Source organism: Pseudomonas frederiksbergensis, assembly GCF_003732665.1.
Taxonomy (GTDB): Bacteria; Pseudomonadota; Gammaproteobacteria; order Pseudomonadales; family Pseudomonadaceae; genus Aquipseudomonas; species Aquipseudomonas frederiksbergensis_G.
Genome location: NZ_MOBP01000010.1, coordinates 119,463 through 143,523, shown reverse-complemented (window position 1 = coordinate 143,523; position 24,061 = coordinate 119,463). Strand labels below are relative to the sequence as shown.

The window sequence follows — 24,061 nt, the reverse complement described above, 5'->3', positions numbered from 1 at the left end:
CTTTCGTCTCAACCGAGGCGCGCATTCTACAGCAGCACCGGTTACTGTCAAGCGGTTATTTTCCGAAGTTTTCAAAGTTTCCTCTGCAACTTCAACCACTTGCGCCTTCGATCTCTCGTTAGCGGGAGGCGAATTCTACAGCGTTACTCGCTGCTGTCAACACCTCTTTTTCAACCCCTTTCGCGCTTCGATGACCTGAAGCAACTCACTGCCGAAACCTGCGTAACTCTTTGTTTACCAAGGAGTTTTCCGTTTCGACTGCGCCGGAAGTGGGGCGAATTATAGACTTCCAGAATCTGCCGTCAAGCCCTGATTTGGCTTTTCTATCAACAACTTGCAGAAAGCCCGAAAAGGACCCAATCCCTTCTATATGAGCAGGGCAATAGAGAGCGCAAAACCGCTTTCTCTATATAGAAGGGATCTTCACCCCCCCGACCTTCTGGAACACGGCCACGAGAAAGCACCCAGAGCTATACCCGCTACTTCAGGCAATGGAAATCCGGAAAGACAATCTAGGATGGAAAGAAGTGAAGTGGTGTCCCAGGGCAGGTTCGAACTGCCAACCTTCCCCTTAGGAGGGCCAATTTTGAAGGCATCACACTTGACCAACACCAGCAATTACGGAGATTTTCGTCCAGTTGCGTCCATGAAAACAGCACCGTATAGTTCTTTTTGCTGCCACGTTGCTGTCACGGATCTAGATCGCTTGAAAACGAAGATTACCCAAAAGCTTATCAACAGCCTACCCACCGAGCCTAACGCTTACCGCGTGCATGACACCGTACAGCCCGGCCTATTCATTCGCGTGCTACCGAGCGGCCATAAATCCTACATGGTCACTTGGGGGCGCAACAAGAATGCCACCCTCGGCCGCGTCGGTGTGATGACGCTTGACCAAGCGCGCACCGAGGCTGCCCGGCATCTAGCCGATGCGCACGAACACGGCGAGCCGCTGGCGATCACCCAGGGCCGCAGGGGCGCCACCCTACCCTCCTTACGCGATTTCATCGACGACACCTATATGCCGTGGTTCGAGACGCATCACAGGGGGCATGAGAAAACCCGGCATACGCTTGACAACAACTTTGAGGCGGTCATGGCTCAGAGACTCGACTCTATCAGCGGTCGCGACCTGGAGCAGATCCGTACAGGTTGGATGCAAGCCGGCAACCAGCCCTCAACTGTGAACAGAAAAATGGGCTCGATCAGCGGCGTGTTTAGCCGAGCCGTTGAATGGGAGTTCATCGCAGCACATCCACTAGCCAAATTGAAGCAGCTCAAGGTCGACTCGGTGGGAAAGGTCCGATACCTGGACGCAGACGAAACCAAGCACCTGCGCGAAGCTCTGGACGCGCGCCAGGACGAAGCCCGTGCAGAGCGCGAGACTGCGAACAAATGGCGGGAGGATCGCGGCAATGAACAGATGAAGAGTTTGCTACTGCCCTTCACCGATCACCTGAAACCCATGGTGCTCGTTTCACTGAATACCGGCATGAGACGTGGCGAAATTTTCGATCTGAAATGGTCAGCGGTGAACTTCCACACTAAGACGATTACTGTCTCCGGCGCCACTACCAAGACAAGCGATACGCGTCACATCCCGATGAACAAGGAGACCTTCAGCGTGCTGGAGGATTGGAAAAAGCAGGCAGGGAAGTCTCAGTATGTTTTCCCAAGTAAGACAGGTGGTCGCTTGGAGGATGTTAAAAGCGCCTGGCTCAAGTTACTTCAGCGAGCCAAAATAGAAAGTTTTCGCTGGCACGATATGCGCCATGACTTCGCATCACGCTTGGTGATGGCCGGCGTACCACTCAACACCGTACGGGATCTGCTAGGGCACGCTGACATCAAAATGACGCTGCGCTATGCCCACTTGGCGCCGGGCACAAAAGCAGCAGCAGTCGACCTACTTTAGGGGGAAGGGAATGATATCCCCCTCGTTCATGGGCACGATAGTGCTGCTCGTTTTGAATTTCTTGACGTGAGACAGCAGATCGGGCCAGTAAAGACTAACGGTTAGAACATTAATATTTTCTGCAACAGGATTGAAAGTGTCGTCTGGAGAGGCTTTCCAGAACCCTGAGGTCGCCTTAATTGTTTCCCATATTCTCAGCTCGTCATAGGTTAGAGCTTCAGGCAAATTCAACGCTAGCAACACAAGGCGACCGGATTCGTCTGTAGACCAAACCTTGTCGAGAACAGTTGCTAGAGTGCGTCCATCAACGTCTAAGGTCTGTTGAGCAATTGCGTTAGAAATCGCCCATTCAATAACCGCCGTAAGGGAGCGCTTCTGCAAACGCCCCATAATATCCAGTGCGAATTTAATTTTAGGATCAATCCTGATTCCAACACTTACTGTCGTGCTCGATTCGCCCACCCGCTTACTTGTCTTCGTAGCCATAAATCTCATCCGCTCCGTAACGGTCCATCGACCTCACCTGATGGATACAGCTTGCTCGACACGCAAACCGCTGTCAATCCATGCGAATGCGTGACTGTATAGCAATTGCTTGCAATAACAGATTTATGCGATGTACCCTAGCAACACCCGGCACCTTTCGGGACCGGACTTTTGGGAGAACAAATATGGAGCAAGCTCAGCAGATGCCGCCGCTTTCGGTAAGCGTCGAGGAGTCCGCCCGAATTCTGGGCATCTCCCGGTCGGCGACTTATGAACTGATCGCCAAGGGCGAAATCAAGACTTTCAAGATTGGTCGTCGTCGCTTGACGTTGGCATCTGAGTTGAAGGCCTTCATCGAGCGCGCAGCCAAGATCGGCGCGCGGTAATTCGGAGGAATCAAAGGGGGAATGCGCAGGGCTGCGCAGAAGAATGCTAAGGCGGTGCTCGAACACCGCCATAGCAAAAACACACTGGATAGCACCAACGTGAAGGGCAAACTATGACACGCCACTCTTCAATCGAGCAAGAACGCAAGATGATCGAGGCGCTGCGCAATGGCTCGGTGTCGACCATCGAAGCGGCCAAAGATCTGGATATCGTCCAGCCACCAAGTACGATCCGACGCCTCAGGAAAAAAGGCTTCGAGATCCGCACTTATTGGACTCTTCGGTCCACTGAGCCAGGCCGATCACCTCACCGCGTAGCCAACTACATCCTCATGCGCGAAGCGTATTAACCAAATGATAGCGAAGATGCCCTCAGTTTTGAGGGCATCTCCGCGTCTGCCTATAAGTGGTCGTATGGCGACAAAAAGAAAGGGCTTCAAGCCCAAGGCCAAACCATTTGCCATGATGTTGTGGCAGATGGGGCAGTCGGCCCCCTATCGTGCGCTGAGCTTCACTGCGAGGGGTGTGCTGATGGAATTGCACATGCAATACAACGGGAACAACAACGGCGATCTTTCCGCCACGCGCACGATGGCAAAAGAATGGGGTGTGAGCTCTCCAAATATTTTGCAAAAGGCGCTGACAGATTTATTGACGGGGAGGTGGATCATCCTGACCCGCAGCAGCTACTTTTCCCGCCATGGGTCAAGGTGCGCTCTGTACGCACTTTCCTGGTACGCAATTGATGAATGCCCGGGGAAAGAACTCGAAATTTCCCCTACCACCACCCCTCTGAAAACTGTCAGGGAACTGACAAACTCCAATTGATCCAGTATCGAATCAATACTCATAGCAGTATTGATTCGATACACGTAAAAAAAACCCAATGTACAGTTCCGTCCGGTTGCATTCAGCAACTGCCTCATCGCGTACTGATTCAATACCACTAAATCAATTCTACCTGTATGGAATCAATACACCCTTATAGATATCTACCATACCAGCCACTGCATTACGCGATGTTAGGATTACTAGCGACCAACCGCTCACAATGTTGCAGCACCTCCACCCAGCGCTCCAAGCCACCAAACTGCTCAGGATTCAATCCATCTCCGTCCAGGCTCGTTGCATCAAAAGTGAACGCCGTGCCGTTATCCAGTTCGATCTCGTACGCCTTACGATACTTCTTATAAACGACCCACCTAGGGCGCCATGGATTGTGTGCAAAGGCGTTGCGTACTTGATGAATCATCACGCGTATGCCAAGAAGGCTCGATACCTTGATATAAGCAATCGGGCCAAAGACCTGAAGCAAGGTTTCGTCGACGGTAAGCGCAGATGAACTCAAGGCAATCTGAACGATATTGTAAATCCCGCCATCTAGATCGGCTTGTGTCGCCTCGGGGTATGCGGGCAGGCGCAGGCCATCTCCACCCGTATAGATATTCACAGCTCGATGGAAGATCGAAACGTCGATACGCCCCTGATTCACCTCCGCGTTCAGACGAATCGCCAAGCCGAGGGTGGCCAGCGCTGTGGCAATTTTGCTGGCCGGGGTTTCAATGCCGTGTCCATTAGACATATATCAAAAACCTCAAGATCGACGCCGCTGACTTGAATTGACTTCAAGCCCGAGGGTAGCGCCAACCCTTCACATTCGAGGTGTCCACGGTCCGCCCCCATAGACGCCTAGCCTCACTCGACTGGCGGATCAGCCCAGTCTCAAATTGATGACGGGCATCACGCTACAACGGGGAAGAGCCTTGGATGCCTCGAAACTTTCTTAGTTTGTCAGTCGAGGCGGGAACGAACAGTTCAGTGCCGCCATGCATCGATCGGCGCCCCACCACCACGCCCCTATTCTTCTGCCTCCCCCAAGGTATTCCAAGGAGGAGCATCCATACTAATGAATCGAACGCTGCCATCACCGTTTTCTAGCCAAGTGGCATTACGCCCCGCAACTGGCATCACCAACTCTCGTGAGTAGCCTAAAAACATCATTAGCATTTCAGCCATGTCCTCGGCCTCCCAACCTCCAAAAACGGGGTTTGGTGATAACCCAGCAATTGAAAGCACACTGAAGCTAATCAACTCAGGAGACTCCCCAATTATAACTTTAGGAGTACGATTCAATACACGAGCCTTCATAAAAAGATTGGCTCCTAGCTCTCCAAATTGCAACGGGTGTAGTGGATACCCCTGATATCGGGAAAAAAATTCCTTACCAGGCAGCGTCTGCGCCCCCATATCAAATGCGGCCAAAATACCAACCTTTCCCAGCCTGAGATATAGCGTACGATTTACCACATCATCCTTGTAATCAAATTTCAGCTTTTTACTGGATGGTTCCTGAACATCAAAAACGAATAATGAAGCAGGAATATCGCTGTCCATTATCGAAAACTGCATAGATACACGGCATGACTGAAGAATAAAATGAAGCAGCTGAAATTGCTCCATATCTTCTGGACCCACGATATTGCCTGCACCTGGATCTCGACGATCTATAGAAAGAAATAGCTCACGATAAAGCAAACCGTAAAAAATCTTCAGAACCCATAACAGCAACCGCCCTCTATCCATAGACGCAACATCAGCTGCTCCCGCGGAAAAACGCTCTTGAACTTCTTGTTCGATATTCGAGAGATACTCGTTATTGCAAACTAGACAGCACGGGATTACAAGCTGCCTATAGGCTAATTTGGTTCCGTTAAGAAGAGTTATCGGCTGATCCCAAAGGTCAAAATGATGAAGTAGCCATTTCGGAAAGACATGCTCGCGACTTTTCAGATCATTTTCAACGTCACCACCGCATAGAAAGCAGGTGGTTTCTGAGAAATCGTGATCTCGAATAGCGCTGTAGAGGGACTGGTTAGGCACCTTCTGCTCCTTAAAATGTGACTTCGTAACTCGGACTGGATTCCTTAATAATAAAGCACCATCAGTGTTCTATCTGAACACATATTCCTGACAGCAGACTGGAGCGGGCCCGAAACGATTCGCGCGCAAGGCGAAGCCTGCAATAACGATCGCACCTACGTCCTCGCCTTGCTTTAGGTTGAATGTACACAGACCAAAAGCCGACCCTGTATCACTTTGCCTACCTACCACTTACTGCAACAAAAATTCCCTGCCCGCCCCTACGTAAACCAAATGTTTTCAGTCCCATTTAAGCCATTTGCATGCACCACTTAGAGTACACCTAAAAAAAACACCTCATCAGAAACATAACAACACACGAATGGAATCAGCCCAGGAGCGAATCACTCCCCCACGAGCGACGATAAAACACCATCGTAGTCGGGAACCCACATAGGCCCGGCCTCCGGAGTGATGATTTCTGAAGCCATAAAGGGAGGGAAGATTTCATAGTTTCTTAAGCAGTACGCGCGAGGATCATCAATAGGCGGCCCGTCTACGGCATAGGAAATTGGACGAACCGACTGGGATTGACCAATGCACTCGGAAGGGGCGACTGGCAACGAGCGACCACTGGCAGACCGAAAATGGCGAACTGCACCACGGATCATCACATCTGACGTTGGTCGAACGCACCACTTGGCTCAGCACAAGCCTCTATGCCAATGCTGCCAATGCAACGCCCAAGTGGCGCCAGGCCCTTGCGCGGTACATCAACCATGTCATGGACTGTCGCGCGTGCTATGCCCCGACGAGGAGCTACCGCGCAATGGCTGCGAGTTTGTGCGAGGCATACAACCACACTCCCATGGAGCATCCCGTATGAATACTTGCTCCACCGCGGAGAAACTGAAGCTTGAAGTAGTTCGTTTACAGAACCACTGAAGTGTTTACAGCAGTCGCCAAAAAAGAAATTGATGATTTAGGAAAGCCCTGCCGGAAAAGGGGATTTGATAGTTTTCGGAGCAGTACGCGCGCGCGTACGTGCGCGGTTATACCATCACAAGCAGCTTGTCTACGGCATAGACCACTGGGGGCGGGCGACCAACATCCAATTGATTTGGTGCTGACCGCCGTTTTGACTGAATGCTAATGGCCGCTTGCCCCCTCTTGTGATCGCCAGCAATCCGACAATTTCATACTCCAAAGAAGTACATGTTTCTTGTGTTACATCGGGAATTGCTCATGAAGGAGGAGCCGCGGGACGAACTATGGTGCCGGTGACTGCCGTAGTTGCATGATGGCGTCTGTGATTCCTTGAGCATTCGTGTCCAACGTTTCCATGGCCACAATTGCGTTAGCGGCGACACTTCTCACTCCATTCTTTGAGAGCCACTTTGTAATTTCTTCAATGGCTGCAGCTAGAGCGTGCTGGTTGTGCAGGAGGAGCGTGAGCGCGTCTGCTGTGGAAATGTTGGCTTTAGAGTTATCTGGCATAGGGATCGTCCTTGAGTAACTGGTACGGGAAGATTAGCCGAACTCACCGCGGCTGGAGCCACTTCTCAAGATCCGCTGATACGGGGGGAATTGCAGCGACTTGCACCCCCAATTTGCAAAAAATTTGGCCCGCATCCTTAGCCACCATGAATGGCAGCGAACGGCCAAAAGCAAACACCCCAAAGGTCTACTAAACTGGGACGATTCAAACAGGCCGCGAAACTCGAGCGAGCAAGGCCACAAGCAGAGTTAATTATTAGCACGGGCGAATCGCTTTTGGCCTCAAGATCGAAGAAACCGCTTCGCATCTTGAGCGGAAGGTATAGGGACCGCGTAACGATTGCTTCCAAACAACTAGGGCTGCTCAGGGAGCGGCGGGCCGGAGAAGCATGCATATTTCCAAACTGACCCTCGTCAATTACCGGAACTTCAAGAACACAACTCTCCAATTTCAGAGAGGGGTGAACACGATCATTGGCGAGAATGGTTCTGGGAAGTCGAACATACTTCGCGCGATTCGGCTTCTGCTAGATGACACCATGGTTCGTGCTGCCTACCGCTTGGAGGAATCTGACTTCAGCAGGGCGCTCGATCAATGGCAAGGCCACTGGATTATCATCAGTATGGAGTTCGAGGAGATCAGTACAGATGAATCTGTGCAGGCGCTATTCCTCCATGGTACGGCCACGCTTGAAGATGCGCCGCTCGCAAAGGCTACCTACAACCTCATCTTCCGACCTAAGAAAGAGATCCGATTGAAGCTAGCTGCGCTCGATCTCTTTGACTATGACACGCTAGCGGAAATCCGCAGCGTAATTACGATCGATGACTACGAGACAATTTTCACAGGGCGGAGCAGCGCCGACTTCAGCAACCCCGCAGTTTACGAATCGATCGTTGGCGACTTCAAGTCGTGTTATTTCAAATCAGAGACAGAATTCCCGGAAATCGGGTCAAAGGTGCCTGGCTTTCTTTCTGTCACGAAAGAAGTTTCGCTGACCTTCATTCAAGCACTGCGCGATGTAGTTTCAGAGTTCCATAACAACAGAACGAACCCATTGTTCACGCTGCTCAAAAGTAGAAGCGGCGAGATCAACCCAGCAACAATGCAGCCCATTACACAGATGGTTCGCGACCTTAACGCATCCATTGAGGAACTTGAGGATGTGCAGTCTGTGCGTAATCACATTCGCGAGACGATCAAGGACGCTGCTGGTGAAACCTACTCACCTGCTTCGCTCTCAATCAAATCTGACTTACCTGAGGAGGCTGAGAAGCTCTTTCAGTCGCTGCGGCTTTTCGTTGGCGAGTCAGAGGAAGGGTACGAGGGGGCGATTCATGAGCTGAGTCTTGGCGGGGCGAACCTGATCTTCCTCACACTCAAGCTGCTTGAATTCAAGTACCAGCGCGAAAAGCTTTCCATCGCTAATTTTCTCCTGATCGAGGAGCCGGAAGCACACATTCACACCCACATCCAAAAGACCTTGTTCGATCGCATCGCTTACAGCGACGCGCAAATCATCTACACCACGCATTCGACCCACATCTCAGAGGTGAGCAACGTAAGTAACGTCAACATTCTGGGACGACACGGCCCATTCTGCGAGGCCTACCAGCCGGCTGCCGGCCTTGAGCCTTCCCAGGTAACGAGCATCCAACGATACCTCGACGCGGTGCGTAGCAATCTTCTCTTTGCCAAGAGCGTGATACTGGTTGAAGGTGATGTGGAGGAAATCCTAATCCCGATTCTCGTCAAAAAAATGCTCGGCTTAAGCGTCGACGAGCTTGGCATCAGCGTCATCAATATCCGTAGTACTGGCTTCAAAAACGTAGCAGTTCTGTTCCACAACCTGCGTATCCGAAAGCGCTGCGCCATCATTACTGACCTCGATAGCGCCTTCTTCGACATCACGCCATTACTCACGGATATGCCCGCTATTGTAGCGAGAAAAGGCAAGGCGGCCGGCTCACAGAAATCTGGCCAAGAGCGCAAGGCAGATCTAGATAGTTTTGTTGCTGGAAACCAGTGGCTCGCTACCTTCTACGCGACACATACCTTTGAGGTCGACTTTGTCGTAGCGGGGAACCAAGAATCAGTTGTTCAAACCGTCTCGAGAATCTACAAAGACGCAGCGACAATTGATACTTCGGTCAATGAGCTTCGGTCAGGTCAACTGGACCAAATGGGGCGCCGAACACTGATGATGGCTCAACAGGAAGGAAAGGGATGGTTCGCCATTTTGCTCGCTAACGAGCTCACTCATGATGTAATGATCCCCGACTACATTCAGCAAGCCATTCATTTTGCACACGGTCACTTCTCCCGAACTTTGCTTTCCCGAATCATTCAGCACCGGGCGGAGAGTCGGTTCGGATCTAAGTCTTTAGCCACTCCTTTCCATTCCGCGTTACGGTTGGATATTGAGCGCTTCCAACGAGAAGAAATCAGTCTCCAGTCCCTCAAAGCAGCAGTCGAATTGATGTTACGGGGGGACGTGATCAATTCGTTCCTGGCGGAGATTACATAATGTTCGCTTGGGACCCTAGGGATCTTAATCTTGAGCAGGCTGCGGCCGTTGAGGAAGCATCGAGCGTCTTTCTTATCGCGTGCCCTGGCAGTGGGAAAACGCGCACTCTGACCTACAAGATTGCCTATGAGTTATCCCGTCGCACCGACAAACGTATTGTCGCTGCCATTACCTATACGCATCGGGCCGCCGATGAGATCCAGGAGCGCATAGAGAATCTCGGTGTAGATACGTCGGGGCTGTGGATTGGCACGATCCATTCCTTTTGCCTTGAATGGGTCATCAAGCCTTACGGTATTTATTGCCCTGAGCTTGCGCATGGTTACCGTGTAATCGATATGCACGATCGGGAGCTTATGCTGGAGCGACTCTGCGCACCTCATCGAGGAGTCACCCACTGGGATTGCGACTACTTTGTAAACGAAACCGGCTACCTCCTTGCATGTCCCGACACTCGGAAGCACGATGCGATTCACAAAATCCTAGGGGAGTATTTTGGCGAGCTTGCAGCGAGTCGAAAGATCGATTTCGAACTAATTTTGTGGCACGCCCATGCCCTCATGCGGGATAAAAAGCATATTGCGGTACTGCTATCGCGGGTGTTTTCCCACGTTCTAATGGATGAGTATCAGGACACGAAACAGATTCAGTACAGCCTACTAATTTCTATTCTGCGCGCTGGCGGCGGACGAACAAATACCTTCATCGTTGGAGATCCGAACCAAGCGATCTATGGATCGCTTGGCGGCTACGCTATGCCGGTGGCCGACTTCCGCGCCCAGGCAGGCATACCCATCAAAGAGATGGAGCTCAGTCGGAATTATCGGTCCAGCGAGAGAATAATCAGCTATTTCTCAAACTTTAACGTCCATGCGACGAACATCAAAAGCGCAGGCAACAATGCAGCGTTCCCTAGCCTAGTAACCTACAACCATTACATTGCTCATACCGACGTACATGATGAATTGGTTCGGCTGATTCAGGTAAGTCTTGCAGCTGGTCATGCACCCGAGGAGATTTGCGTGCTCGCCCCGTGGTGGATACTGCTGGCATCCACGACCCGTAAGCTGGTGGCGATGCTACCCCACTGTCAGTTCGATGGCCCCGGCCTTGTTCCTTTCAGCAACGACTATGACAACTTCTGGTTCAAGGTATCGAAAATCCTACTGACGGAGTCCTCACCGAGACTTCTGATTCGTCGTATGCGTTGGGCTAACGATGTGATCAAAGATCTCGGTGATTTCGGTATTGACACTTCGCGCCTGACTCAACGACTGCTACTCAGGGAGTGCAACGCAATTTCGCTCATGGAAACGGACGGCCTCAGCTATCTGGATAAAGCCTTCACCGCGTTGTTTGAACGGCTTTCCATATCCATCGAAAGCTTTCCACCGCTTACGGAACACCGCGAGGCCTTCTTTGACAGCTCTGCGTCCAGAATCGAAAGGCTTCAGAAAGCCGGGGCTAGCTATATCAATGATGTGTCATTCTTCAAGAAGGTGTTCCGTGAGCGAACCGGCATAACAGTTTCGACTATACACGGAGTCAAGGGCGCCGAGTTCGACGTTGTCATTGCCTTCGGACTACTACAGGGTATGGTGCCCCACTTCAATGAGCCGGATGCAGATGTTGCGGCGAGCAAGCTTTTGTACGTTTTAGGCTCCCGCGCTCGCAAGCATCTCCACTTGATGTCGGAAGTGGGTCGCCCCAGAGGACGCTATGGGGTTTATACACCTACCGAACCACTCATTGCGTGCGTATTTGCTTATGACCTCGACTAGGCCGCTGTAGGTAATGAATGGCATCAATCGCCCATTAGCAGTCATTAGCACTTGATCCGGTCTGGGCCATAGCAGCATTAGACTGCTGACCCACTCCATGCAACAAACTAAATACTCCTTCCTCAGCTATGATCGCCTTAATGATTTAACTAGGGCGTCGTTACTAGCTATGTTCGAAATAACAGGGACCGACATCGCAAACTTGAGTGACGGAGATTTGCGCACTCTCGTGGCGCGTCTAGCGTTATCAGAATTACGCGCGCAAGGTTGCCCACTTTCGTCCGTGACCGCTGGTGGTAATCAAGATGCCGCGGACGGCGGACTCGATGTTCGTGTTGAGTGCCCTAGTGCAATTGTAAAACCCGACTTCGTACCCCGAGCGATCACTGGTTTTCAGGTGAAAAAGCCCAATATGTCCGCCAGCGCGATTCGCAACGAGATGCGTCCAAACGGCGTACTGCGGCACGTAATTGGCGAGCTTGCTGCGGCATCCGGCTCCTACATCATAGTGAGCGCACAAGGGTCAGTCGCTGACAAGCCGTTGGCGGATCGACGCCAGGCGATCCGCGAACAACTCCGTGATCTGATCGACGCCCAAAAGCTTCACACGGACTTCTACGATCGGGACCGGTTGGCCACCTGGGTAAACGAGTTTCCAGGCATCGTGGCTTGGGTTCGTTTACGGATCGGCATGAGCTTAGCTGGATGGAGCAGTATCGGAAATTGGGTCGGGACAACAGTCGCCGAATCTGGCATATATCTTTTCGACGATAAGGCATGTCTAACGGACGAAAGATCGCGAGAACGACTCCAACTGACTATCGGCGAAGGGATTGCCAAGCTTCGCGTGGCATTACACGCTCCAGGACAATGTATTCGGTTGGTCGGTTTGTCGGGACTCGGCAAGACGCGATTGGTACAGGCCCTTTTCGAGAGTCAAGTTGGGGTAGATCCACTGGACCCCAGCCTCGCGGTTTACACGGATTATTCGGTAGAGACAGATCCGACAGCTCGGGATATGGCGCGTCTACTCGTTATGCGAGGCCAACGCTCGATTCTCGTGGTAGATAATTGCAATCCAGCCACACACAGCGAACTCGCACGTATCTGCTCTGACAGCACAAGTTGCGTGAGTCTGCTGACTATTGAATACGATGTCGGCGAGGATGAGCCTGAACGGACCGAAGTATTCCGTCTGCAATCAGCATCAACCGAACTGGTTTCACAATGGCTAAAACAGTCATTCCCCAATATATCGCAGGTCGACCGGAACACGATCGCCGATTTCAGCGACGGTAATTTTCGCGTTGCTCGGGCAATAGCCGACACACTGAGGAAAGGCGAAACCTTAGGTAAGCTAAAGAGTCGCGATTTGTTTGAGCGAATCTTCCAGCAACGTAACGCACCCGACCAAACCCTATTGTTTGCGGCGGAGGATCTCTCGCTTTTCTATTCGCTAAACGGTGAGGACACTTCGAGCGATGGCGAGTTGGCAAAAATTGGAAGCATTCGCTCAGTCAGTACAAATGACATGTTTACGGCGCTTGTCAGGTTAGGTCGTCGCGGAGTCGCCCAGTCGCGTGGCAGGTGGCGTGCGATATTACCCCATGCGATTGCCAACTCCCTGGCGACATCCGCATTGGAAAGAATACCCCCGCAGGAACTCGATCGTTTTTGCACATCTCTGACGTCGCGGATGCAGAAGTCGCTCTCACGGAGGTTAGGCTTTCTTCACGACAGCACCGAAGCCCAGTCAACGGTCGCTCGCTGGCTCTGCGTAGACGGCCCACTGGGCGACCTTTTCTCGCAGGGCAAACAAGGTCTCGAGATCCTTACCAACATTGCCCCTGTCGCTCCTGACGCGGTGTTCGCGAAAATTGAGCGCGAATTGAATAGCGCCAAAGGCGAACCTGTACTGGCACCTAACTCTACAGATCGCTGGCAGTGGGTCCGTCTAATCAAGATGCTTGGTTACGATCCCCAAGTTTTCGAGCGCGCAGCTATGTTGCTTGCTCGCTTTGTAGCTATCGAGTCCGAAGGTAACAAGAGTAATTCTGCGCGAGATACGTTTGCCGAGCTTTTTCATTTGCATCTATCAGGGACACAGGCATTGCCAGGCCAGCGATATGACGCCGTCCGGCGATTGGCGATGTCAATCGATCGAGAGCAGCGCCGTTGTGCATCAATCGCGCTTGATGCCCTGCTAAAAACAGGCCACTTCACTTCATCGAGTACCTTCGAATTCGGAGCCCGTCCTCGTGACTGGGGATGGTGCCCGAAGGTCAACAAGGATGTTTGGGATTGGTATAAAGCCGCAATTGCGCTCGTAGTTGAGCTTTCACCAGTCATCGATGACGCGCCTAAAATCCTCGCACACAGAGTTCGCGAACTTTGGGCCATCGATGCTTGTCATGAGATGCTTGAAAACACCGCCGTAGCGTTGGCGAAGGAAAAACCTTGGATTGAAGGTTGGCTTGGCTTTCGAGCTGCGCTTCGTTTCGAAGGTAAGGCTATGCGTCCTGCCGTCAGGGTAAGGCTCGAGACAATCATTCAACGGTTGAAACCGTCCGACCTTCTGCATCAGGCACGCGCCATAGTGCTCAGCGGCGCCAATAACGGCTGGGACATCGTTGATGGCGACCCAGATGACGACGATGTAATGAAACCGTGGCTGAAGGCTTCGCTGATGGCGAAGGAGGTAGGGCGCTTTTTGGGGCAAGACTCTGAGACACGTAAGCGGTTTCTCGTTGAGTTAATACCCGCGTCGAATCAGCAACGCGCCTTTGAATGTGGAGAAGGACTTGCGGAAGGGGCTGCTGATCTATTGCAAATGTGGCACGAAATAGTTGGTGAATTTGCGCAAATCGCTCCAAATATGCGAAATGCAACAGTGCTCGGTGGTTTCATCTACCAAGCACATCAGCGGGATGCGACGTTCACATTACGGGCGCTGGAATCAGCTATCGACGATCGCAATCTTGCGCCGAGCCTGCCCTATCTCCAGGCACGCGTTGGAATTGATAAAGCCGGTATTGATCGGTTGCGGCGAGCAATTGGTAAGGGCGTACTCCGTGCAGTGGACCTCAACAGTATTGCCAATGGCGCTGTCGGTGACTCGCCGCCCGAGGAGCTAAGTTCGCTCCTGCTTGATATTGCGCAATTGTCAGACGGCGTAGAAATTGCGCTCGACATCCTACATATGCACTTCTTTCGAGACAGAGAGGCTGGTCAGCAATGGAATCACTCACTGATTGAGACCGGTCGGAATCTTCTACGCCGCACTGATTTCAGTAAAAAAGGACAACTCCGCGATTACGGTATGCACACAGTAGTGAGCATATGCTGTGCTGGCATTGAAGGTGAAGATACCGCGCGCGACGTTTGTGATCATCTGAGTGCGGCCATTAAGTCGTATCAAGCCTCTCCCTACGATGTGAACTACGTCCTCGAAGGGTTGTTCAAGACTCAGACCTTCATCGCGTTGGACGAGTTCCTACTCCATGGGGTGACGGCAGGAACAACCAATCTGTTTGAAATGCATTTTAGTTTTGATACTCCAGTTGAGAAAATCGATCCGGTGCTCCTTAATAAGTGGGCAAATTTTGATCCCACATTGAGGTATCCGCTGCTAGGTCAAGCCATCCCGATGTTCAAGCGTAAACACGGCGAAGAAAGTGATGACTTTGACCCGGTTTTCTTGGAGTTATTGGAGGCTGCTCCAGATAAACACGCCTTTCTCGGAGACTACTGGACACGTTTGCATCCGCGAAGCTGGATGGGGTCTCTAGCCAATGTATTGATTCAGCGCCGGTCGCAGGTGCTCAGGTTTCAAGTAAGTCCACATGCGGAGGTGCGCCACTGGATTGCTGGGTTGCTTCCTGATCTCGACCTTTGGATTGAAAACGAACAGGTCCGGGATCGAGATAAGGAAGAAAGTTTTGAATAAAGAGATTCGCTCTGTTTAGGAGCGTCTATTACCGTACGATCATGAAGGCTCTTAACCTAAAGGTGAACCAAGGTGATTCATTCAGCTCTACCACTGGGTTCGCCGCATAATGCGATCGACGACTGACCGCTTTGGGTTGATTGCTGCCCGTCTCGAAGGACAACAATCAACGCATTGCTGCCTTTCACGGGCGGGGGAGATCGGCCAATTCCTGGCTCCCACGACTGACCGAAATCCACAGCCCAAAGCTGCCCCCCATCAGACATCTACCTATGTCTAGCGAGACTGGGGCCGTTACCTGTATGCGTCCTGCTAAGTCATCTAGCTAACTCCGCCAGTCCAGCCATGGTGTCCACCTGATTTTTAGAAAGGACAGCTAACCCTTGGCCGATGAGAATAACGAGACATTCGTTATTAGTTTGTTGCGCTAGCGTGAACATTTTTACCTGCTTCTGCAGCAGAAATTGGTAGGGAGTCTAAAATTGAGATGCCATAGATCGGTTCCATCCCATATCTGCGTGATGATGCGAGGGACCGTTGGCATGTAGGGGGCTTTGGAGCCAACACCGGACCGGTGTTGAATGGATTTGAACTTGGAGGGAACCATGAGCAATCTCATCGCCAGCGGCAAGCCACCTGAAGCCGTTCGCGTCATAGTCAAGGTTTACGCTTACTTGCTGCTCGTCGGATTTGCGTTTGTTCCGGCCTTTTTGATTGGCTACTTATACTTCTTTCAAGACCCCACCCTTATATTCGAGAACCACCTGTTCCATATCATTGCAATAACGGCAGCCACCTTGGAAGGGTTGTTTGTGACGTATGTAACATGGCGGTGCTATCAGTCATCGGGAGACCCGCTGCTGCGCTGGATGACGCTTGGCTTTCTCGGTTTTGTGCTGATCTACGCGTTACATGGTGTGTTCACCGGGCTCGCACACCACAATATCTGGCTCTTCCTGCTTTATGGTCCGGCCTCTCGACTGGTCATGGCGACTCTGCTGTTAGTCGGAATGCTGTCGTACCACCGCCCACCTGATGCTGCGGACCAACGAATGAAGCCCCGCCCGTGGCTGACCTGGATAGGACTGTTCCTCTTGGTTGACGTGGCAGTCGCGTACGTCGCAAATTCGCCGATCGCCGGTAACCTTGCGGTGCGCCTCTCGATGGAAGGTGGTGCCCTCGTTCTTTCCACTTTGACCGTGGCAATACTCCTGCTGCGTCGTATCCGTTCGCCGTTGATGATGATTTTTGTCATCTCGGTCGCTGCGTTCGCGCTGTCATCTCTTGCCTTCATCCTTGCCCGTCCGTGGAACCACATGTGGTGGCTCGCTCATGCGATCTTCGCCGGTGGATTCTTCATGTTGAGCTATGGGGTAGTGCAAGCGTTCCTCACCACGCAGTCGTTCTCGAAGATTTACAGCCAAGAGGAGTTGATGGCGCGTCTTGCCGAAGCGATGGCGTATACCGAGAGCGCCCTGCAGGAGCTCCAGCGCACCAATCAAGAACTAGGGCACCTTGCGGCGACCGATCCACTGACTGGCGCTGATAATCGGCGTAGGTTTATGGAGCGGGTCGAAGTCGAAGTCGGCCGGGCCAAGCGCGGCGGTGAGCCGTTCTCCGTGTTGGCACTCGATCTGGATAATTTCAAGTCCATCAACGATCGCTTCGGGCATCAGGTTGGCGATGACATCCTGAAGATTTTCGTGAAGAAATGTCTCGATTCCATCCGGCCGTATGACGGCGTAGCCCGAGTAGGCGGAGAAGAATTCATGATACTGCTACCTCAGACTTCACTTGAAGGCGCGCACGTAATCGCTGAACGTCTGCGAAGCACCGTTGCAAATAATTCTTTTCATGGCCTGCAGCGGTTAACCGTGGTCACAGTGAGCATCGGCGTATCGCAATTTGGCCGCGACGGCGACACCATCGAGGCAATTCTACGTACAGCCGATCAACGTCTATATCACGCTAAACACGAAGGCCGTAACCGTGTGGTCACTACCATCAAAACCAGCCTCCAACCTCTGCCCTGACCATCATCTCAAAGTCTCTGAAATCGTCGGCATTGCGCCACAGCATTTGGGCGTTATGGTTTTCAAGTTCGTGGGCATAGGCAAGCGCCGTCGCTTAGTCTCAATGCCTCCACAGGGAAGGTCATCATGAAGACTCAGATCATGATTGCAACAATCATGTTTAGCGTCGGGTTTGCCACCATGCCTCCGGCTCGCGCCCTTACGCAGGAAGAGGCAGATCGGGCTGTTAAAACCATGAGTGAAAGAGATGCACAGCAAGCGAAAGGGCAATCCACTCAACTTGAGAATTGCACGCCGTATTCTTCAACAGAGCACAGGTTTTCAAAAGAATTCCTAGATTGTGTCGGGAGAAACCAGTCAGTCGTGAACGCGGCGCAGGCGGATAAGCAAAGAGTAGAGACCGAGCAGGCGTTACAGGCAATGCGAAGAAACAGCCCTTCGCATTCCGGCTGGTCCTATCAACGGTGCGTTATAAAGAATGTAACAGACGCACAGAATGATCTATCCGCTCGAACGATAGACCAGAATTGCCAACAATACCCCTACTATGCAAAAGATTTGGGGACCGACTTTTTCGGGTACAAGACCGCAGACGAGTGCACGCTCGATGCAGGAAAGAAGACGGCAAGCCGCATTGCCTACATCCTGATCAAGCGTGCATGTGACGGGCTATACCCGTGAAGGGCCGTTTCTGACGATTCCCAAATCCCGCGCCGAGAGAGGCATTGACCTCAGCGTAAGCTTTGGCTTCCTGCTGGAAAAACAATGGCGTTAAAGCTAGCGCTATCAAGTGGCGAACAGCGGCCTCCGCAGGATCGACACAAAGGGAACCAGAAATAAGTTGAGGCTCTGAGCTGGCTTTCCAGTCAGAAGGACGCGTTGAAAGCGTGATTCAGCAGCAGGCATCACCCAAACCGTAAAGGAATGGTGTGCAGCTCGGAGCTTGTCGGGATTCAAGGAGGATTGATTTTAAGCTCTTGGTTGAATGTGTGACGACAACTGACTATGGCAAGCATAGGATCGGTAGACACACAAGGAGGTTCGTCATGAAGACGTTATTTGCAGGAACGCTACTGGTATTTGCGTTGGACAGTACAACGGCTATTGCCGCCACGTTCGACGGCAATCAATGTCTCGGTGATTGCTCAGGGCATCAGGCGGGGTATGACTGGGCTGAGCAGAACGGTGTGGACGATGAGTCATCTTGCAGCACACCATCCGCATCCTTCAATGAAGGTTGCCAGTCATACGTAGAAGAGAGCGGCGGGGCTACCTCATCGAGTACTGATAATGAAGACGATGAAGATGAAGATGACGAGTAGTTCTTGCTGGGGGCACAAAGTCAGATCGATTTCATGCGGGATACGATCATGAAGACATGGATGGCATGGCTGGCGTCCCGTACGCGGCGTAAGCTCGGTTGAGTTCGTCCGATTTCAGCACCTACGCAAAGAGACACGCTTATGGTCAAAGACGATTCGAAAACACCTCTGACTTGCTTCAAGTACCGTAGTGGCGAGAGCGCTCTCAGATGTCTCGTGGACGGAACGCTTTACTTCGCAAAGCCGGATGAACTGAACGACGTGCTTGAAACCAAGTTCGACCATGCGGAACCTGAGGCATTTAACCAAATATATCGCGACACAATCTCGGAAGTAAGTCAGAAGCGGGATGGCCCTCGCCTATCACCCGGTTATCCATGCCCCCCCGATTTTGTCGCAGCAAATACCGAGGAAAACAAGCGATTCAGGAATGCTTGCGACAACATCGGCATCTTTTCTGCAGCACGTCGCCCAAACGATCAGGCTATGTGGGCTTATTACGCGGAAAACTGTCGAGGTATGTGCTTCGAACTGGAGTGGTCAGCTTCGGCTCTGGAGGAGAACCAATTGTTGTCTGTAGACGTTACGTACAGCAGTGTCGCTCGGCAGCATAACCGGGCAGAAGATTGGCGCACGGCCTTTCTCGAGCTATCTGAAAGGAATCCCAGTTCAACACTTCAAGAGCTGTATGAACTCTCACTTGAAGAGCAGTTTCGCCGTAGGATGGGTATTCTTTCGACGGCACGGGTAACGTCAATCAAACATACGGACTGGGCACATGAAAGAGAGATAAGGCTGCTTTCTGGCAAAGCAGGTGCTCGTCCGTTACTCAAGTCGGTTCTTAAGCGCGTACATTTCATGCGAACGGATGGTGATAAGTGGGGACCTGTCGTTCAGGAGATTCATCGGACCTACCCTGAAGTACAGCTCGCTCAATGGACATTCCACCACGGTGAAATCACAGCTTCTGCACGGAGCATGATGTTCAAGATGATTCCAGTGGATAATCTGTGATCCGACTAATGTCCAGCAAAATCCCAGCCCCCTCCAAAATTTCCGATGCCCCACGATAGTCGTGGCAGGAAAAATAATCTGGTGGTTTTACCTGACCCGCTAAGTCAGGTGCGAGGGGGTTAATGAGCGCCGCTGTTTTCTGAAAATAACCTTCGGTGCTCAGGCGCCGCAGTATCCGATAGGACGACAAAGACAGTACAGGCATCCAATCACGCCGCCTTCGATTCCTTCTTGATCCTGTACACCGTGGCGACACCACAGCCAGCCAGCTTGGCAATTTCGTCAGCGGACATTGTTGGATATTCATGCATCAGCTTTTGTACCTTCGCCCACTTGGCAGGGTTCCGTCCTTTGCCCGATGGTTTCCAATTAGGTTCAGTAGCCTTCTTGTTTTCCAACCCTTGCTTGATGCGCTCCACACGCTTCTCTTGATCCAGCCGAGCCATGGTTGCCATCAGGTCAATCAGCATGTTGTTGATCACGTCCATAATTTGCCCCGTGATTCCTTTCGCTTCAACCAGCATGTGACTGGTAGGCAGGTCAGCTACAACCAGACGCAACCCTTTGACCTTGATAGTTGCCTTGAGAGTGTCCCAGTCGACTTGTGAGAGACGACTCAGGCGGTCAACAGACTCAACCAATAGCACGTCACCCTTCTCGGCAGAGTCGAGCAAGGCGATCAGCTCAGGACGGTTGAGCTTGGTTCCGCTGATGTTCTCGGCGTACACACCAACGATGCTTAATCCCTTCTCGATAGCGAATAACTCCAGGGCGACTTTTGCACGGTTGGCGTCCTGGTCTTTGGTAGATGCACGGAGGTAAAGGTGGGCATTCATGGCTTTCTATCCTTTGTCATTTGATTTGATAGTCAAATGATAAATGAATCATATGTCTTTCGGCAATAGGCTATTGATAGTTATTTCCTGACGGGTATCGCACTACCGGATAGGTCTAGTCCTTTGATCGTTACAGGCGGCAGATTTTTGAGGATTTTTGGCTACTTTACGATAGAGGCTGAAGGACGTAGATCGCTTAGCGCCCAGCAAGTAGAAGGCTGGAAGCATCAAGGCGGCAGCAAGGAAGACCAAATTCAGCGCATCGGCGAAGACGTGAGCGAAAAGCTGGACTACACGCCTGGCGTATTCATGCGCGCAACTTTCTCGGTTCATGGAGCGGCAAGCTGGTGTGCGACGACTTCGCTGGGTACAAAGCCGGTTTCGAGAAAGGCATGACCGAAATCGGTTGCATGGCCCACGCCCGCCGCAAGTTTTTCGATCTGCACGTGGCCAAAAAAAGTCAGCTGGCCAAGCAAGCTATGCACTCGATTAGCGGTTTGTACGAAGTTGAACGGCAGGCGCGAGATATGAGTGATGAAGATCGTTGGCGTATACGTCAGGAAAAGGCTGCGCCCATTATTACCACGCTGTATGACTGGATGTTGGCCCAGCGCGACCTGGTGCACAACGGATTGGCCACAGCCAAAGCCCTCGATTACAGCCTGAAACGCAGGGCAGCGCTGACGCGCTACCTGGACGATGGGGCTGTGCCCATTGATAACAATCAGGTCGAAAATCAGATCCGCCCATGGGCACTTTGGCGCTCTAACTGGTTGTTTGCCGGCTCGCTGCGAAGTGGAAAGCGGGCGGCGGCGATCATGAGTTTGATCCAGTCTGCGCGCATGAACGGGCATGATCCGTATGCTTAAATCAAGGATGTTTTGAATCGCCTGCCGACGCAGCGGGCGAGTGACATCGGCCAGTTACTGCCGAATCAATGTATACCTGCTCGAACTATGCAAGTGTGTTCTCATCCTGCTTAGCCATTCGCTAAGCAAGCACGAACTGCTTCATCGCTGCCATCATTGCGATGACCAAAACGGCTAGCCCAATCGCAGACGTCCATTGGGCTGAAGAGCTTTCTGAAAACCAGGAGCCTTTAGCGGGGTATTTCCCTAGGGTAAGGGCCTTTATCAAAGGCCAGCCGATAGGGAAGCAAATCGCTTGGAAAACAAAGTCAGCCAGTACACCCAATAGTTCACTCACAGGCCAGATCCCGTTGAATTACCAGTCCTTAACGCTTAATCATGCTGCTCCAACCTGGTGATGACAAGGGGGCGCCGATGGGCAAACGATATCGAGCAAACTGCTTGCATATCAGTTGATATCTGGCGGAATCACGCAAGGTGACTTGGCTGAACGCTTACCCTGAAGCGGTCTACAGGTATGCAAGAAGGGGTTCGAATGCCTATCTATCCAATGGCCGCATTCGACCCATAGCTGCCGGTCAGCATCGGCATAATTCGGCCAGTTCTGGTCGTTCGCCATTCCCGCCGAGCAATCATTCGAACGGCTGGTCCGCTCCAAAACTTGCCCGATAGAGGTAATGCCACTTCGCTAGCCTTAGCTGGGGCGAAAGTATTTCGGAAACAATGCGGCGGCCACCCTCAAGTGTCTGTCGCTATCGCACCTGTCTGCCGTTGCGCGCAGCGATCGCAACGGTGGTCGGCGAATCAGCAAGTGAAACGAACTGTCGTGTCGCGCCATCAAGCGCATCGATGCACCCCGCCTCGATGTCGTAGACCCAACCGTGCAGATTCATTTGCCCCTGCTCGAGCGCGAGGGCCACCGATGGATGCGTACGCAGATTCGCCAGCTGCGCGATCACGTTTTCGCGCACGAGGCCATCGAGCTTCGCGCGGGGTGTGTCGAACTCATGCGCCGCGTTAATCGCTTTCGCGGCGTCCGAGTGACGTAGCCAGTTAGCGACCGCCGGAAGATGATCCAGACACGTGCAGCGTGAAATCGCGCCCATCGCTCCGCAGTCCGAGTGGCCGCAGATCACGATGTCCTGTACGCCGAGAACTGCGACCGCATATTCGACGGTGGCCGAGACGCCGCCGGGTTCAGGACCATACGACGGCACAATGTTGCCGGCGTTACGAATCACGAACAGCTCGCCCGGTTCGCGCTGTGTAAGGAGTTCGGGCACAACACGACTGTCCGAGCAGGTGACGAATAACGCCTTCGGATTTTGTGTAGTCGCGAGCTGCCTGAAAAGCTCGACGCGTTGCGGATAAACCTCGCGCTGAAAGCGCAGAAAGCCGTCAATAATGTCACGCATGGAGTCCTCCAAATCAGAATGCCGGGTGCTGGCACGAGCACTCGATATGCCATCGAGCCACTTCCGTCATCATTATCGCAGACGTCGCGCGCGTTGACTGTACCCGATCAGCGATGGACTTCGAGCCGCGACCAGCGCGGCGGATGACGGAAGCCCCCACTGGCAGCCGCCATTTATCTTTTGGTGGCCTGAAAGGCGAGTGCGGATCGAGAGCCGCACACCGCGACAGACGGAAAACGGACATTAGAGAACTTTATCTAACTGAATCTAGCAGGGCATGGTTGGAATAATCTGATGCTCTGTCTGCCAGGCCCTAAAACGCATGCCGAACCGCTGGGAAATGGTAGCTGCGATTGAAGAAAAACTGATCACTGGAACAGAATAGCTCGTGCTGAGCAGTCACTCGGGCTCGGTCTGTGCTCAAGCGAGTGAGTGACTTGAGGCAAGGGCGCAAAGGGTAGAGATAAAAAAAGCCCGTCAAGGGGGGACGGGCTGTAAAAAGTCATGAGGATCAAATGAAAGTTTATACCATCACTTGCATCTTGCCAGGGTGTTAGAAAAAAGACGCCGGTCAGGGCTCCGCGAATGGATTTTCACCCCGTCTTGGCCCGCACAATCCTCCCCGCTTTCACTTCTGCCGCATAAGCCCTGAGCTTGTCTGCGTCGCTGTACAGCATCGACATCAGATTGAGGACTGCGGTGATATCAACTCCATCAATGCGTTCAGCCAGCTTGCTCAGCTCACCAGAGACAAGCTCCAAATTATCAGCTATGTCCTTAAGGTCACGCTTCAATCCCACCACAGGCTTTCTTGGCCCCATGACTACCTCGTAAAAATTCCTACCACGCCACTTATTCGGGTTTGGCGCGCACAATGGTTCCAGTCTTCACTTCTGCCGCATAGACGCGGAGCTTGTCCTGCTCGGCATTCAACATCTTGCAAATCTTCATAAAAAAGGCAGATTGGCTTTCATTGGACTTACTAGCCATATCTTTCAGCTCAATCACCGACCACCCGAGGATTGCGGCAGAGTCCTCAAGGCCATAAAACAGCTCTTGCTGGGCGGTTCTTGGTCCGCCGAGCCCTTTTATTAGATCAGCCATCTACTCCACCTTCCGGATCATCGCACCGCTTTTGACCTTTTCCGCGTAACACATACGCCTAAAGGATAAT

General features: G+C 52.2%; 21 protein-coding genes and 2 pseudogenes. 14 read left to right on the top strand and 9 right to left on the bottom strand.

Annotated elements, in window-relative coordinates; all coding sequences use genetic code 11:
- Positions 1-199, top strand: a pseudogene (locus BK665_RS34625) (hypothetical protein); the annotation flags it as partial.
- Between the two features lie 507 nt (positions 200-706).
- Complete coding sequence (locus BK665_RS16930; RefSeq protein ID WP_185076543.1) at positions 707-1,915, top strand: site-specific integrase; 1,209 nt, start codon at positions 707-709, stop codon at positions 1,913-1,915.
- On the opposite strand, the gene BK665_RS16925 is transcribed toward BK665_RS16930, so the two are convergent.
- Positions 1,907-2,401, bottom strand: a complete 495-nt coding sequence (locus tag BK665_RS16925; RefSeq protein ID WP_123407416.1) for a hypothetical protein — start codon at positions 2,399-2,401, stop codon at positions 1,907-1,909. The genes BK665_RS16930 and BK665_RS16925 overlap by 9 nt on opposite strands.
- A 185-nt stretch (positions 2,402-2,586) precedes the next feature.
- Here BK665_RS16925 and BK665_RS16920 point away from each other — a divergent pair, with 185 nt between their 5' ends.
- From BK665_RS16920 to BK665_RS16910, 3 genes are all read left to right on the top strand, one after another.
- On the top strand, positions 2,587-2,787 hold the full coding sequence (locus BK665_RS16920) for a helix-turn-helix domain-containing protein (protein ID WP_123407402.1): 201 nt from the start codon (positions 2,587-2,589) through the stop codon (positions 2,785-2,787).
- A gap of 113 nt (positions 2,788-2,900) precedes the next feature.
- Positions 2,901-3,137 (top strand): helix-turn-helix domain-containing protein, encoded by a 237-nt coding sequence (locus BK665_RS16915; RefSeq protein ID WP_123407400.1) that lies wholly within the window; start codon positions 2,901-2,903, stop codon positions 3,135-3,137.
- Positions 3,138-3,201: 64 nt separating this feature from the next.
- Positions 3,202-3,615 carry a hypothetical protein gene (locus BK665_RS16910; RefSeq protein ID WP_123407399.1) on the top strand — a complete coding sequence of 138 codons (414 nt, stop codon included), beginning with the start codon at positions 3,202-3,204 and terminating at the stop codon, positions 3,613-3,615.
- A gap of 184 nt (positions 3,616-3,799) precedes the next feature.
- Here the strand turns inward: BK665_RS16910 and BK665_RS16905 are convergent, their stop codons facing one another.
- From BK665_RS16905 to BK665_RS34860, 3 genes are all read right to left on the bottom strand, one after another.
- A complete protein-coding gene (locus BK665_RS16905) occupies positions 3,800-4,369 on the bottom strand; it encodes a hypothetical protein (RefSeq protein WP_123407397.1) in 570 nt (189 codons plus the stop codon).
- Positions 4,370-4,644: 275 nt separating this feature from the next.
- Entirely contained in the window at positions 4,645-5,667 is a 1,023-nt protein-coding gene (locus BK665_RS16900; RefSeq protein ID WP_123407395.1) for a hypothetical protein, read from the bottom strand.
- 1,248 nt (positions 5,668-6,915) lie between these two features.
- The gene (locus tag BK665_RS34860) at positions 6,916-7,143 is read right to left on the bottom strand and encodes a hypothetical protein (RefSeq protein ID WP_123407391.1); all 228 of its coding nucleotides are present in this window, start codon (positions 7,141-7,143) and stop codon (positions 6,916-6,918) included.
- Between the two features lie 389 nt (positions 7,144-7,532).
- Here BK665_RS34860 and BK665_RS16885 point away from each other — a divergent pair, with 389 nt between their 5' ends.
- The 7 genes from BK665_RS16885 to BK665_RS16855 all read left to right on the top strand — a co-directional run bounded on the left by BK665_RS16885 (position 7,533) and on the right by BK665_RS16855 (position 19,767).
- Entirely contained in the window at positions 7,533-9,671 is a 2,139-nt protein-coding gene (locus tag BK665_RS16885) for an ATP-dependent nuclease (RefSeq protein WP_123407389.1), read from the top strand.
- Positions 9,671-11,452, top strand: coding sequence for a UvrD-helicase domain-containing protein (locus BK665_RS16880; RefSeq protein ID WP_123407387.1), 1,782 nt, complete (start codon positions 9,671-9,673; stop codon positions 11,450-11,452). Before BK665_RS16885 ends, BK665_RS16880 begins: the two co-directional genes overlap by 1 nt.
- Positions 11,453-11,549: 97 nt before the next feature.
- Positions 11,550-15,398, top strand: a complete 3,849-nt coding sequence (locus tag BK665_RS16875; RefSeq protein WP_259699615.1) for a hypothetical protein — start codon at positions 11,550-11,552, stop codon at positions 15,396-15,398.
- Between the two features lie 605 nt (positions 15,399-16,003).
- Positions 16,004-17,431, top strand: coding sequence for a GGDEF domain-containing protein (locus BK665_RS16870; RefSeq protein ID WP_123407414.1), 1,428 nt, complete (start codon positions 16,004-16,006; stop codon positions 17,429-17,431).
- A 126-nt stretch (positions 17,432-17,557) separates the two neighbouring features.
- Positions 17,558-18,112 (top strand): hypothetical protein, encoded by a 555-nt coding sequence (locus BK665_RS16865; protein WP_123407383.1) that lies wholly within the window; start codon positions 17,558-17,560, stop codon positions 18,110-18,112.
- A 365-nt stretch (positions 18,113-18,477) separates the two neighbouring features.
- A complete protein-coding gene (locus tag BK665_RS16860) occupies positions 18,478-18,753 on the top strand; it encodes a hypothetical protein (RefSeq protein WP_123407381.1) in 276 nt (91 codons plus the stop codon).
- Positions 18,754-18,894: 141 nt separating this feature from the next.
- Positions 18,895-19,767, top strand: coding sequence for a DUF2971 domain-containing protein (locus tag BK665_RS16855; protein ID WP_123407379.1), 873 nt, complete (start codon positions 18,895-18,897; stop codon positions 19,765-19,767).
- Positions 19,768-19,976: 209 nt separating this feature from the next.
- Here BK665_RS16855 and BK665_RS16850 read toward each other — a convergent pair whose 3' ends face one another.
- Complete coding sequence (locus BK665_RS16850; protein ID WP_123407377.1) at positions 19,977-20,603, bottom strand: recombinase family protein; 627 nt, start codon at positions 20,601-20,603, stop codon at positions 19,977-19,979.
- Positions 20,604-20,726: 123 nt separating this feature from the next.
- Here BK665_RS16850 and BK665_RS34305 point away from each other — a divergent pair, with 123 nt between their 5' ends.
- Together BK665_RS34305 and tnpC are read left to right on the top strand one after the other, a co-directional pair.
- Positions 20,727-20,999, top strand: coding sequence for a hypothetical protein (locus tag BK665_RS34305; RefSeq protein WP_148053230.1), 273 nt, complete (start codon positions 20,727-20,729; stop codon positions 20,997-20,999).
- Positions 20,912-21,586 (top strand): annotated as a pseudogene (tnpC, locus tag BK665_RS16845) (IS66 family transposase); the annotation flags it as partial. The gene BK665_RS34305 and the pseudogene tnpC, both read left to right, overlap by 88 nt.
- Before the next feature lie 7 nt (positions 21,587-21,593).
- On the opposite strand, the gene BK665_RS16840 reads toward tnpC, so the two are convergent.
- The 4 genes from BK665_RS16840 to BK665_RS16825 all read right to left on the bottom strand — a co-directional run bounded on the left by BK665_RS16840 (position 21,594) and on the right by BK665_RS16825 (position 23,991).
- Positions 21,594-21,809, bottom strand: a complete 216-nt coding sequence (locus BK665_RS16840) for a hypothetical protein (RefSeq protein WP_123407375.1) — start codon at positions 21,807-21,809, stop codon at positions 21,594-21,596.
- Positions 21,810-22,224: 415 nt separating this feature from the next.
- Positions 22,225-22,887: a carbonic anhydrase gene (locus BK665_RS16835; protein WP_123407373.1), complete on the bottom strand. Its 663-nt coding sequence runs from the start codon at positions 22,885-22,887 to the stop codon at positions 22,225-22,227.
- Positions 22,888-23,480: 593 nt separating this feature from the next.
- Positions 23,481-23,708, bottom strand: coding sequence for a hypothetical protein (locus BK665_RS16830; RefSeq protein WP_123407370.1), 228 nt, complete (start codon positions 23,706-23,708; stop codon positions 23,481-23,483).
- Positions 23,709-23,739: 31 nt separating this feature from the next.
- A complete protein-coding gene (locus BK665_RS16825; RefSeq protein WP_123407369.1) occupies positions 23,740-23,991 on the bottom strand; it encodes a hypothetical protein in 252 nt (83 codons plus the stop codon).
- Between the last annotated feature and the right edge of the window lie 70 nt (positions 23,992-24,061).

Coding starts and splice junctions, on each gene's coding strand:
- BK665_RS16925 (WP_123407416.1), bottom strand. CDS start 2,401: ATGGCTACGAAGACAAGTAAGCGGGTGGGCGAATCGAGCACGACAGTA.
- BK665_RS16850 (WP_123407377.1), bottom strand. CDS start 20,603: ATGAATGCCCACCTTTACCTCCGTGCATCTACCAAAGACCAGGACGCC.
- BK665_RS16885 (WP_123407389.1), top strand. CDS start 7,533: ATGCATATTTCCAAACTGACCCTCGTCAATTACCGGAACTTCAAGAAC.
- BK665_RS16860 (WP_123407381.1), top strand. CDS start 18,478: ATGAAGACGTTATTTGCAGGAACGCTACTGGTATTTGCGTTGGACAGT.
- BK665_RS16880 (WP_123407387.1), top strand. CDS start 9,671: ATGTTCGCTTGGGACCCTAGGGATCTTAATCTTGAGCAGGCTGCGGCC.
- BK665_RS16920 (WP_123407402.1), top strand. CDS start 2,587: ATGGAGCAAGCTCAGCAGATGCCGCCGCTTTCGGTAAGCGTCGAGGAG.
- BK665_RS16870 (WP_123407414.1), top strand. CDS start 16,004: ATGAGCAATCTCATCGCCAGCGGCAAGCCACCTGAAGCCGTTCGCGTC.
- BK665_RS34860 (WP_123407391.1), bottom strand. CDS start 7,143: ATGCCAGATAACTCTAAAGCCAACATTTCCACAGCAGACGCGCTCACG.
- BK665_RS16855 (WP_123407379.1), top strand. CDS start 18,895: ATGGTCAAAGACGATTCGAAAACACCTCTGACTTGCTTCAAGTACCGT.
- BK665_RS16830 (WP_123407370.1), bottom strand. CDS start 23,708: ATGGGGCCAAGAAAGCCTGTGGTGGGATTGAAGCGTGACCTTAAGGAC.
- BK665_RS16910 (WP_123407399.1), top strand. CDS start 3,202: ATGGCGACAAAAAGAAAGGGCTTCAAGCCCAAGGCCAAACCATTTGCC.
- BK665_RS16825 (WP_123407369.1), bottom strand. CDS start 23,991: ATGGCTGATCTAATAAAAGGGCTCGGCGGACCAAGAACCGCCCAGCAA.
- BK665_RS16905 (WP_123407397.1), bottom strand. CDS start 4,369: ATGTCTAATGGACACGGCATTGAAACCCCGGCCAGCAAAATTGCCACA.
- BK665_RS16875 (WP_259699615.1), top strand. CDS start 11,550: ATGCAACAAACTAAATACTCCTTCCTCAGCTATGATCGCCTTAATGAT.
- BK665_RS16865 (WP_123407383.1), top strand. CDS start 17,558: ATGAAGACTCAGATCATGATTGCAACAATCATGTTTAGCGTCGGGTTT.
- BK665_RS16915 (WP_123407400.1), top strand. CDS start 2,901: ATGACACGCCACTCTTCAATCGAGCAAGAACGCAAGATGATCGAGGCG.
- BK665_RS16835 (WP_123407373.1), bottom strand. CDS start 22,887: ATGCGTGACATTATTGACGGCTTTCTGCGCTTTCAGCGCGAGGTTTAT.